Genomic DNA, 13201 nt, shown 5'->3' on the forward strand with positions numbered 1-13201 from the left:
AAAAGCTAGTTCGTGAAGCCAGACATGGATATACCCGCTACAAAGCGATTTATTCATGTGAAAATTTTATACTTTCTGCCAGTCAAAAAAAGATGAGGCAAGAAGTTCTGCCTCATCTCAATAGCTATTCACTTGTCAGACTATGCTGCGTGTTGTGATTTGCGGTAGCGAATAACTGCAAAGCTCATTAATGCGCCCCCGATGATCAAGAATGCAATGATCCCTGCTCCACCAGTAGATGGTAAGAAACCGTCTTTTCTAACATTATCAATTTCTAGTTCCAAGTTATCGTCATACGAGCCTTTTTCAACTACAAAATCTACAAGTCCATCTAATTTGTTAAATCCATCTGGTGCTTTGATTTCTCGTAAATAGTAGGTTCCGTACGAAAGCCCTTCAACTTTAAACTTACCATCATTTTCTGAAGTATACTGAGTAGCGTTATCATACTTTTCATTTGTTCCAACAGGAATCCAATCAACTACTCCGTTACTGATTTTCAAATAAGATTCATTATCTTGTGCATCTTTCTTGATAACTACGAATTTCGCTCCACCTAAGCCTAGTTCATTGTCAACATCACGTTTAAGGAATTTCTTACCACCAGTAATAATCGCTGGGATTTCTGGATTATACTCATCTTCATCTGTAACTTTATCGTTTGTAAAAGTTACAGTAAATCTATTATTGATTTCTTCATCCACTTTTGTAAATTCAGTAAATGAAACTGTATAATAAATTTCCATTTTCTTCCCTGCATATTTAGCTAAGTACTTAGCCGTTTTTTCCGATTTATCATAATTCGCTTTACCTGATCCTTTACTTGTTGCATTGTTCAAATTAGTTTTGATTTCAAATCCAGCTGCCTCTCCATAAGGGTATTTATCGCCAAAAGGTTTTAAGACTGCATGATCCTTAAGGAAGGAATCTTTTTCATCCGGATTTCCATCAAATTGAATTTTGTCGATACCTTCAAACTTAACACCAGTTTTATCAAGTTTATCTTTAAATTCCAATTTAGTGTAACGAGTACTTAGTGTGCCATTAGAGTCAAGAATCTCACCAATTTGACTTGGAATAGTAAAACTTACACGGAAATGGATTTGTTTCCCAATTTCATAATCATGTACTCCATCTTGATCCGTGTCTTCCCGTTTATTTCCATTATCATCAATGACTTCTTTTTCTACATCCAAACCTTTCACTTTATTTTTAGGATATAAGTGAATATCATGGATTTGACTCGCATCACTAGGATCAATCGCTGGCAAGGTTAAAATCACTGGTGTTCCAATCTCAACACCTGGTTTTTGATGTTCTTCAAAATAGTAAATATTGTAGAGTCCCTTCTCATTACGGGTTGGCAAATCAGAAAATATCGCTTCCCCTTCTGAGTCAGTCGTTTGATCAGCTCCTACTTTTTTTGCCGCTGACTTATTCAACTGAAATTCTAACATCAATTTTTTTACAGCTGCTTTATACTCAGCTTCATTTTCTGAACCAGTCAACTTTCCATTTAGTTGACCATAAAAATCATCGGTAATATTCCATGCACTAAATGTGATATCTGGTAATCCTGCATATTGATTAAAAGTCGGATCTTCCAAACCTGTGTTTTCCGTTAAATCAGTTGGAAACTCATCCATCTTTTTCTTGTGCAACGTCACATCAACGGTATCGGCCGCAAAAGCCGAATCTCCTAAACTAAACATTCCAATTCCGACTGGCAATAAACATACTAGCGCCATCAATAATCTAACTAAAAATCCCTTGCTCTTCATATTTCTTATCCCCCTTGTTTTTTTCTTTCTTTTATAATTTTAAATCCTATGAAACCAATGCTCATGAGTATCAAACCAAGAATGGTATAGTCCCGAACCAAATCATTTGTTGATGGAAACTCCTTACCGGATGAAGGGAAATCCTTCTCGATTCCCGGATTTTCTGAGGTAGTGTATGATTCTGTTTCAGTCGTTTCCTCCGGTGGTTCGACTTCTTGGGTAACATCTTGATACTTTCCATAAATCAATAAACGTTGTGCCTCATCCTTTGTTTCAGGATGGGTTTGCGGCAAGTACAATATGATCGGCAGCATATGATAGTTTCCTGTTTCGCCATTGGCTAAAATCATATATGCTGCATCTTTCTCCTCTTGATAACGAGGAACACTGAATGATACATTTCCGCTGCCATCTACTGGATAAGGCGTTTGATTCAACTTGACTAATTGCTCCTCTTTTACAAATGACTGCAACTCTTCTTTTGTTGAATAAGTGTTTAATAAGTATTCTTTGTCCTGTTTTTCATCCCCCCTACGATTTTCACGCCATTTGGTCAAATCATACACATCAAATCCCAGTTGCTCCGTTCCTTCTACCTTCTTCCCCTCTTCTGACCATGTATGAATCCATAAATCTACTTGTTCCTCTGTTGCTCTGGCGGTTGAGCCGAGCGAACAGGTTCCTAGAAGTAGAACTAGAATGAGTAAAAAGATTTTTTTCATTCCTAGCCCTCCCTTCTACTATGAATTAAATAGAAGCTGCCTAAACAGATTCCTGAGACAACAAGTCCCGTCGCTACTAATAATAGAACTTGAGACGTTTTTCCTCCTGTACTTGGAAGTATCCCCGCTTTGGCCTTATTATTCGTAACTTTCAGATTGATTGTATTTGCGCCGCCATTTATCCCACCTGATCCAGAAACATTCGGATGTGGAGAAATCTCCACTTTTCCATCTTGCTTGATAGTGAAACGGATCGGTTCTTGGATAATGCTGTACTCATCTGGCGCTTTTGTTTCAACTAGTTCATAACTGCCTGCCTTCAACCCACTAAAATTAAAGGTTGGTCCAGTTACTTCTGTTCTTTCATAACTTGGTCCCTTCAGCTTAAAGGTTGCCCCGCTAAGAGCTTTATTCTCAGCATCTTTTTTCTCTACCTGTAAAGAAAAGTCATTCAATATGTTGGTTGCTTTATAGGCATCTGTGCTGTCCTTAACTTTTGCGACTAATGATGTCGGCGGATTATTCTCAGTAACCTTTATTTCAAAGAACGGCATCTTTTTAAATCCTAAAGGCACATACGTTTCTTCTACTATAAAATCACCTATTGGTAAGTCACTGACCGTTACCTGTCCTGCTGAATTAGGTTCTAAATCTTGTGCGAGAAGCTTATTCGTTCCTTTTTGCTTTACCGTGAATTTCGGCAAGTCATTAGTAAAAGGTGTTGCACCATCTTCTAAAAACTTGAAGAATTTGTATTCGCCTTTCAGCATTTCATTCGTAATTTTTATACCACCAGCGACGAGATTCTCTGAAGTAAAGCTTTCTTGATTGACTCGCGCTTGTTTGTAGCCCTTCTTCCGCAGCGTTTCTAACACTCGATATTTGTGGTCGGCACCTCCTTGAACTGCTGAAAATTCAGCTTTCCAATTATTTCCTGGATTTAATGTCTTTGTTTCAACATCTGTCCAAGCAGATCCATCCCATTTTTGTAATACAGCGTTGACGCTATTTGGTCGTAATCCCCAATAATCATTGTCATCTCCTGCCCAAACCTTCTCGACTGGAATCACAAAGTCTTCTAATTGTACTCGTACAGAAGGGATTCCAAACTCCAATAAGTCATTGGTTCGTTCAGGGGTCGGCGCCAATGTGGTCGTCTTATTAGCTGGATACCACTGATTAGATACTGCCTCTGGTTTCAGGCGAATCGTATATTCCACTTCGATTTCCTGCCCGCCGGTTAAGTTGATATTTTCGACTTCAATCTGTCGATCGTTATTCGTTTTCTTGATTGCCGGCTTGGTCTCCGTATCAAAATAAGGAGCACCATTACTTACTTGTGTGACTTTTGGCTCTCCAACCAGCTCTACCATATCCCCTAATGGATCAATGATTTTCCCTTTATCAACAGTTCGAATAATCGTTTGGTACCACTCATCAAACTGTTTAGTAAGATCACTCGTGTTATTTGAATGGTAGAAAAAGTAATCTTTTTGGGCATCACCAGTAGCATTATTTTTTTTAGTCGCCGTCTTGTACATACCTTCGAGTAATTGATATACAGTATGGTCACCACTCGGAGAAGAAATTTGGACAGCAATGCTATGAATCTCAATCCCTTGTCTTTTCAATTCATAGGCAGTTGAGTTTGTAGTCGTTAAATGACTACTAATTTTTTGATTGTTTACATCTAAAGTATGATCATTAAATCTGGTATAAATTCCAGTTGATCCTAACAGTTCTCCTTTTTTGTAATTTGGTGCAGTCCCCATATCAAAGCTAGTAACCAAGGTTTTATCAAAATATAGGGAACTGTTCTGCTCAGCTGTCAACGGCTTCCAACTAGAGTTGGGTGCCCCGTCTGTCAGCATAAACAATAGTTTGTGCCGATCTTCTCCAATATCTGATGCTGGATCATTTAAAATATCCGCCGCTTCCTGCAATCCTCGTTGGGTAAACGTTGGTCCTGTTGGGCCTAGATTACTATAAGAAGTTACTATATTATCCCAATCTGCTGGCTTGTTGGATAACTTATGATGGGTATCACTTCTTGCCCACTTCTCAATACCTGGATCGTAACTAGCAAAGACATGGGCTCCGACACGAATCGCATTAGAGTTCGGATCACCAACCTTTTTCAAATTTCCAACAATTTGTTTAACTGCTGCTACGGCTGCTTTTTTCCTGCCGTATTCCGTCATTGATCCTGTATTATCTAATAGAAAGACCACATCCACCCCGGGTTTAAAGATCGTATTCCCGCGAACATTTAATTTCACTTTAAACTCATCTTTTTTATCTGTTTGTTGCGCATATTTACGCATCCATAAATTGGGATTTGACGCTTCTCCATATTTTATGTAAGAGCTCGTGTAATTATCCCCAGTGACATCCCAACTAGTTTCTCCATCCCAAGAAGTAACCGGGGTTCCTTCACTACCCCCTTGATGATTTTTGACATGCGTTTGACCTTCCGGCTGCCAAGCATATATAGGATACTCTCCACTTGCATCCTTTTTGTACTGTGTCTTTTTATTCGTGTATAGTGGTTTATACATCAGGTTCATACCTGCCCTTGCTGCTTGAGGACTGGCTTTTGTCAGTTTTGGTCCAATTAACTCCTTTGTCTCACCCGTCTGTTCTTTTGCTCCTCCTTTACTACTAGAAGTTTCTTTTGTCTCAGCCTGTTTTTCAGAGCTTTCTTGCTTTTCAGCAACCTCTTCTGCCACTAAAATGAATGGTTTCTTTCGATCGAGGATATTTTCTTCAAGCTCATCACCCTTTTGTTGATCCATTTGAACATATAAATTAAGTTTCTTTACGGATTTGGACAATTCAATCGTAATCTGATTTTCCGTTTCCATTGAAAACTCTTTTTCCATGAGCCAGTCTTCTTTTGCTTCCATATGTTTGACATGCGGATAAGCAACGACCTGATCTTTTTCATCAGTTAGCTTAAACTTTAAGCGCTGCTCAGTATCCGTCGTTTCACTTCTTCTTTTAAAATTCAAGTGCCACTCATTCGAATTCTTTTTCGACTCACTACTATAAGAAAGTTTTAGAAATTTCTCATCGATTAATTCATGTTTCAACGTTTCGGCATGTACCGTCGTTACTAGCGGAGCTAAACTAATAACTAAGGAAAGAAGCATTGCAAAAATCATGAACAGATTTAACTTTTTCATTTTTTCCCCTCCCTTCATTTTTCCCTTGCTGTCTTCCTCTACGACAATAATAGCCGATATTATTTTTCTTTGTTTTTCTGTATTTCAAATTATTTTTGTTATTACACTTAGTTTTTTGTTTGCTATTTTCAAGTCCAAATTAATCGAACGGTTATTCAATCCATTTTTTTAATATTAATTTTTATTATCTAATCCTCATTTGCTTAAAAAAAAATATATCATTTGACAACGAGACAGTTTTCGTCAAAAAAAGAACTCGCAAACATTTACGTTTGCGAGCCTTTTTCCAGCTAATGACTATTTAGTTGTTCTAATCTTCAATCCTCACCTATCAACCAGATAAATCACTGATCAGCTGCTGCAGCTGCACGATATTTTGACTAGTCAAGAAAGGATCGATGATCACTGTTGGGTAATCATAGGGCACTTCCTCGACACTGCTGGATGTGACCAAAGCATCGTACTTCGCCAATTCATGCCGATCGATTCGTGTATCCCGTGACCGTTCTTCGACAAAATGAATCTTGAAATTGCCATAGATCCGTTCTTCGATCTGCTCAGCCAAAAAGGTTTCTTCTGTCGGCGACAATTCAGAAAGCAGTAAAATCTTTAACGGATGGTCATTGGTTGCCAGCAGATTCAAACTTTGCGGTACCATCGTGATCAATAGATAAGCGTAGTTCCAAACAAAGTCATTTTCTTGATAGATCCGATATTTTTTAACAAAAGCTTCCGCAATCTTCAATACCTTCTTCACCGCTTGATAATGAGTCTCCATCATCTTCTCTAGGAATATCCCCCGTTGACGGTACAAAATATCGATAAACCTTCCCTTAGGCAAATACATCCGCTGATCATTGACTAAGACGATCGTCAGCTCACTGCGCTCCAGCTCATCAAGCGAGCGGCCAATCAGGCGATTGAAATCTTCCACTAGTTCATGATGCTTCTGATACATATCACGATAGCTTCTGCTTTGCTTCATCGCCGATTTCCATTGGTCTTCGCTAAAAATCAGCATATCCGCATAAGACAACCACAAGCAGTCCTTGATCTCTTCTTTAGTCAAGCGAACCCGAAAGACCTCCAAAGCCATACGTTCGAAAGCTTCTAAGGTTTCTTCATCAGGCAAGCTCAACGGACTTATCAGATCGTTCTCAGGATAGTGTCGGCCGTTTTTGATCCGCCACAGGCTGATATAGATGTTGTAGCTAAGGCGCTTCCTGAAAATATGACGATTTTCCAAATGATTGACTTGGATAAACTGATCCACTAAGTCGGTGATCGCCTTGATCTGGTAATCCTTCAAATCAACAAACAACGATTCTAAGCGGTCAGATTTTTCCAAAAAGTAACGATAGTAGAAATGTCGAATGACACTCTCTTTACCTTCGATCCGTAATGGACGATAATCCAATTTGATTCCGGCTTTTTTGAAAGCCGTTTCGACCTTTTTTAAATAGCGCTGCGTATTCGACGCACTCAAAAACAGCTTCTCAGCCAGATCGCTGATACTCGAACATTTTTCATAAAGTAATTCCTCAATAATCTGGAACTCTGGTGATTGCTGAAGAACATCTGCGTATAACCGATTGATACTTACATGCGGTTTGACTTGAACTTGGTAAAGCCCCTTAAATTTTTCAATATGAAAATCATCTTGTTCATCATTGATCATTTTGACGTCCTTTAATAGGATAGGCAATGAACACTCTAGTTCCTCAAGCAGTTGATCGCTTGGCAAGCCGACTTGACTTGCATAGAGTAGTTCAACAAAGCGCAGACGTCGTAAACTGCTTGTTCCTAAAACCTCTCTAAAATCCATTTCCTCATCCCCTTTTCTTCCATACTCCCTTTAATGCCTCATGTCCCTCTCTCAAAAGTTAAAAAAAGCATTAGTATCAACACATTGCGCATGCACCGAACTAATTTTTCCCTACCAACTGCGTCCTCTCATTGATCTGTTGCCTGAGATGCCCTTATCTCAGATCCTATTCATAAGAGGAGCTTTCTATCTAAAAAAGTTGCCTCTTTAGAATCATTTTTTGATTATTAAATTTTTGGATAATTCCCCCTCTTATTTACTGATATTTTGAAAATTTCGGCCTTGTGAACCTATGTATTTAATTTTTTTGAAAAAAATTTGTTCCTAAAAACAAATACTCCTTTTTTTCGAGTTAATTCCCGCAAGAAAAACCCAATTTTTTTACTATTTTTCTTTATATATATATGATAACGAATCTTATTTATTGATGCTTTTTCGTTGATATTTTATTTGCAGTTATTGTAAACACTTTAAAAGCTTTTGGATAATAAGATTTTTGCATTATGAAGTTATTTAAATCTTTTTCTTTATAAGACATTAATTTTATAAATACTCAAATTATAGAAACTAATTAAAATATTTGAATCAAAAACTTTAAATATCTTTCAAAAAAAAGAGTTTAAAAGCATTTCATCAACTTTTAAACTCTTTTAAATTTTATTTTCGGGATTCTGACCAAACTTTACTTTTTCCTTCTATTAAGATATAGAGAAAGGCTCGTCAACAGAATACCGCCCATAACCAGTATGCCCGCTGCCCATTGAAATGCCCGAATTCCCATACCGCCGGTGCTTGGCAAAACGCCTGCTCTCACCTTCTTATTTGTCACCTTCAACACGATCCGATTTTCCTCTTCAGTTACCCCGCCGATTCCAACAGCATCTTCATGAGGCGTGATCGTCACTTTCCCATCGAGCGCGATTTCAAATGTGATCGGTTCTTGGATTCGTTGATAGCCGTCCGGATTTTCGATTTCCTTCAAGCTGTAACTGCCCGGCCGCAACTTAGTGAAAGTAAACTCAGGTCCGCCTGACAGTGTTTCTTCATAATTTGGACCAGTTAATTTGAAAATCGCTCCTTCCAGCGGATTTCCTTGTGAATCAACTTTTTTAACACGCAATAAAAAATCGTTTAGTTTATTGACAACGCTATACGGTTCAGTGCTGTCATTCACCTTAAAAACAAGTGAAGTCGCAGAATCTGCCTCCGTAACCTTCAGCTCAAAGTTCGCCATTTTTTGGAAACCCACCGGAACATACGTCTCCTCCACTGTGTAGACACCGATCGGCACCTCGCCGAAACTGACTTCTCCGGCGCTATTTGGTGTCACATCCTCCGCGAGAACTTTTCCATCGCTGCGCTTGATCTGGAATTTTGGCAGATCATCAGAAAATGGCGTTTTCCCATCTTCCATGTATTTATTAAACGAATAGCTTCCCCGCAGCAATTCATTCGTGATCTTAATTCCTTCAGCCGCGATCGTCTCCGAGTTGAAGCTGTCTTGATTAATCGTCGGCGCTTTATAACCGTTTATTCGTTCATCCTCCACTACGCGATACGTATTTTCATCGCTGCCTTTGACCGCCGAAAAAGTCGCTGCCCAATTATTACCGGGATTCAACGCTATGGATTCGACGTCCTGCCAAGCGTTGCCGTCCCATTTCTGCAAAGTCGCCGTGACCTTATCTGGTCTCAGCCCCCAGTAATCGGATTTCCCTTGATAAGTATCCGACCAGATTTTCTTGACCGGAATAACAAAATCCGTCTTCTGCAGCCGAACCGAGGGACTGCCGAATTCGATCAAATCAGTTGTCCGTTCCGGAGTTGGTTTCAGCGTAGTTGTCTTATTGGTTTGGTACCATTTATTCGATTCGATCTCATCGGTTTTTAAGCGCACAGTATATTCCAGCTCAATCTCCTGATTGGCAGTCATGTTGAGATTTTCTACGTTGATTTGATCGGTAGATGTAGAAACGCTCGGCATATCGGCTGCCTCGATTTTCGGAGCACCGTTATCGACTTGAGTGATTTTCGGCGTTTTGCCATCCTCCTTCACGAATTCGACCATATCCCCTAACGGATCAGCGATCTCTCCTTTATCCACCGTCCGGATAATTCGTTGATACCAAGTCTTGATATATTCCGTCAGCTCAGAGGAATTCTTGGCATGATAAAAAAAGTAATCGGACTGCTTATCAGAGCCTTCATCGGCATTCGCTTTTCTTGTCGCCATCTTATATAACCCTTTTAGTAAATCTGATATGCTGTGGTCTTTCCCATCAGAAGTAATCCTTAATGCTAAACTATGAATCTCGATTCCTTCACTTTTCAGTTGGTAAGCTGTCGAGTTCGTCGTAGTCAAATGACTCGAAATTCTTTGCCCATTTAAATTTAATGGGGAGTTGAATATGGTTTTATTCCCCTCGGCTCCTAACGTTAAACCTGGTGAGTAATCTGGTTTGGTCCCGCTGGCAAAACTAGTGACCAAGGTCGGATCATAGAAAAGGGAATCATTTTTTTCTGCTGTCACAGGCTTCCAGCTTGAATTCGGCGCCCCATCCGTCAAAATAAACAGTAATTTGTGGCGCTCTTGTCCGGTATTCGTTTCCGGATCATTAAAAATATCTTTAGCCTCTTGCAATCCTCTTTGCGTAAAGGTAGGACCTGTAGCGTGCAACGACTCATAAGATGACTCGAGCTTGCGCCAATCGGCTGGATCGCTGGATAACTTATGATGGGTCTGCTCTCTGGTCCAATTCCATTCTCCTTCAAGCTGCTTATCGTAACTGGCAAAGATATGCCCGCCAATGCGAATGCCGCCGGTACTGGGGTCAGCTACTTTTTCGATTTCATCGAGAATATTTCCTAACGCTTTGACACTATCTTCCTTATTACTCACCGCTCTCGTTGTCATTGAGCCAGTATTATCCAGTAAAAAGACGATATCGACACCAGGCTTATAAGTCGTATTGCCGCGAACATTCAGCTTGATCTTAAACTCATCCTCTTTATCCGTTTGCTGAGCATATTTTCGCAGCTGAATGTTTGGATCTGCCACATCCTCACCATATTTGATATAGGATTGGTCATGATTATCTGCTGCTACATTCCAGCTGGTTACATTGTCCCAACCGGTTTGATTTTCAATCCCTCCCTGATGGTTCAGCACATTGGTTTGCCCTTCCGGCTGCCAGGCAAACTCTGGGTAAGTTCCCTTCTTATCTGTTTTGTACTGCGGTACTTTATTCGTATAGATCGGACTATACATCGAACTCGCCGCCTTATTACTAGCGGATGCTCCCGTCTGACTAATCTTCGTTTCCTTTGGGCCAATAAATTTTTCTGAACTTGCTTCGATCCCTGCAGAACTTGCTTTCGTATTCGCCTTTTCAGAAGCTGACGTTTTTCCTTGTTCAGCGGTCGCTGTTTCGAGAATATACGGTGCCGTCCGTTCTAGAATATTCTCCTCGATCGTTACTTGGTCATTATCAGTCACTTTTTGTTGATCCATTTGGACATATAGCTGATGCTTTCCAGCAGTGCTCGCCAAATCAAGCGTTAGTTTCCCCGCTGTTTCGCCTGAAAAATTCTCTTCCAGCAGCCAGCCACTTTCCTCTACCATGTGGGCCGCCTCGGAATAATCAATCACTTGATCCATCGCATCGGTAATTTTAATTTTTAAGCGCTGCCGCTCCTCGCTTTTATGTTCAAAATCCAGAACGAGCTGATTCTTTTCTTCTATATATATATAGGAAAGCTTTAAATCTCTTTCATCAATTAACTGAATCCCTGCATCTGCGTGAACAGTCACGATCGTTAGGGCCATTTCAGCAACAATTGAAAAAAGGATAAATAGACATACCCAAAAAACTGTATTTTTCATTCTTTGCTTCTCCATTCACTTTTTTCTTCTTCAGAATAGCAGATATTCTTTTTTTTTACTTTTCATAAAAAAAAATGTTTAAGTTATTAAAAACCCTATATACACTGCTGTTGAGCGTATTTTTATTTCACTTCCGTTTTATTAACTTTTTTCTTTTTTCATTATTAAAGTAAAGGGTACTCATTTTTATTAAAAAAAATAAAGAATTAGAATTATTCGTTGCTGAGAATGCAAATAAAAAGCGCGTGACAGCTTACAAATCCCGCTATCACGCGCTTTTCTTAACATTGTTTTCTTCTATTATAAATTTACGCAAAAAAAAACCGAAACTTGCAAATAAACAAGTTTCGGTTCCATATTAATTACTTAAATCTTCACCATTGGTTTCGATTACTTTTTTATACCAATCAAATGATTTTTTCTTGCTGCGTTTCAAGGTTCCGTTGCCTTCGTTATCGCGGTCCACGTAAATGAAGCCATAGCGTTTCTTCATTTCGCCAGTTCCGGCAGATACAAGGTCGATACAACCCCAAGTTGTGTAGCCCAATAAGTCAACGCCGTCTTGATCAACTGCATCTCTCATCGCTTGGATGTGCTGTGCCAGATAATCGATACGATAATCATCTTCGACATAACCGTTTTCGTCCGGTGTATCAACAGCACCCAGTCCATTTTCTACAACAAACAATGGTTTTTGGTAACGATCATACAAATCGTTCATTGTGATACGCAATCCAAGAGGATCAATTTGCCAGCCCCATTCGCTTGAATCCAAGTACGGGTTCTTCACAGATGCGAAGATATTTCCAGCAGTTTGTTCCAACAATTCAGGATCGGTTGTCGCTACACGAGATGAATAGTAAGAGAATGAAATGAAGTCAACAGTGTGAGCTTTCAACAACTCTTCGTCGCCTTCTTCCATTTTCACTTCGATCCCTTTACGTTCCATTTCCTTCAACGCATATGCTGGGTATTCGCCACGAGATTGTACATCGATGAAGAAGTAGTTTTCACGTTCTTCTTTGCGGCCTTCCCAAACATCTTCAGGTTTTGGTGTATATGGATAGTAAGAACCTGCCGCTAACATACAGCCGACTTGGTTTTCTGGATCTACTTCATGGGCGATTCTTGTAGCAATAGCTGATGCTACTAACTCATGATGCGCCGCTTGATATTTAACTTGATCTTCGTTTTCGCCTTCTTCAAAGTATAACCCTGCGCCCATGAATGGAGCGTGCAAGATCATATTGATTTCGTTGAAGGTCAACCAGTATTTCACTAATCCTTTATAACGAGTGAAGATTGCATTACACAAGTTTTCGTAGAAGCCGACTAATTCACGGCTGCGCCATGCACCATATTTTTCAACTAAATGCATTGGGCAGTCAAAGTGCGTGATCGTTACTAATGGTTCGATCCCATATTTTTTACATTCTTTGAAAATGTCTTCGTAGAATTTCAAGCCTTCTTCATTAGGTTCCTTTTCGTCGCCTTTAGGGAAGATCCGGCTCCAAGCTAATGATAAACGATAGGTTTTAAAGCCCATTTCGGCAAATAGCGCGATATCTTCTTTCCAATGATGGTACATATCGATCGCTTCTTTTGCTGGATAGAAATGCTCATCATCAAAATTGAACATTTTCTTTTTACCAGCGATAACGCCAAAACGATCTTCACCAACTGGTGCTAAATCGACGTTTGCCAGACCGCGTCCGCCTTCGTCATATCCGCCTTCACATTGATTGGCAGCTGTTGCGCCGCCCCATAAAAAGTCTTTTCTAAATCCCATTAATGATTTCCCTGCT

The 13201-nt window shown here is 39.7% G+C and carries 6 protein-coding genes; all 6 read right to left on the reverse strand.

Annotated elements, in window-relative coordinates; all coding sequences use genetic code 11:
* Positions 1-140 precede the first annotated feature (140 nt).
* Positions 141-1781: a SpaH/EbpB family LPXTG-anchored major pilin gene (locus FFR60_RS12865; protein ID WP_137664463.1), complete on the reverse strand. Its 1641-nt coding sequence runs from the start codon at positions 1779-1781 to the stop codon at positions 141-143.
* A 5-nt stretch (positions 1782-1786) separates the two neighbouring features.
* The gene (locus FFR60_RS12870; RefSeq protein WP_137664464.1) at positions 1787-2503 is read right to left on the reverse strand and encodes a pilin N-terminal domain-containing protein; all 717 of its coding nucleotides are present in this window, start codon (positions 2501-2503) and stop codon (positions 1787-1789) included.
* 2 nt (positions 2504-2505) lie between these two features.
* Positions 2506-5688 (reverse strand): vWA domain-containing protein, encoded by a 3183-nt coding sequence (locus tag FFR60_RS12875; RefSeq protein ID WP_137664465.1) that lies wholly within the window; start codon positions 5686-5688, stop codon positions 2506-2508.
* A 331-nt stretch (positions 5689-6019) separates the two neighbouring features.
* The gene (locus FFR60_RS12880; RefSeq protein WP_137664466.1) at positions 6020-7513 is read right to left on the reverse strand and encodes an AcpB/EbpR/MafR family transcriptional regulator; all 1494 of its coding nucleotides are present in this window, start codon (positions 7511-7513) and stop codon (positions 6020-6022) included.
* A gap of 682 nt (positions 7514-8195) precedes the next feature.
* A complete protein-coding gene (locus tag FFR60_RS12885; protein ID WP_137664467.1) occupies positions 8196-11396 on the reverse strand; it encodes a vWA domain-containing protein in 3201 nt (1066 codons plus the stop codon).
* A gap of 358 nt (positions 11397-11754) precedes the next feature.
* Entirely contained in the window at positions 11755-13185 is a 1431-nt protein-coding gene (locus tag FFR60_RS12890; protein ID WP_137664468.1) for a 6-phospho-beta-glucosidase, read from the reverse strand.
* Positions 13186-13201: the final 16 nt, after the last annotated feature.

The sequence above is a fragment of the Enterococcus hulanensis genome (genome assembly GCF_005405485.1).
Classification (GTDB): Bacteria; Bacillota; Bacilli; order Lactobacillales; family Enterococcaceae; genus Enterococcus_A; species Enterococcus_A hulanensis.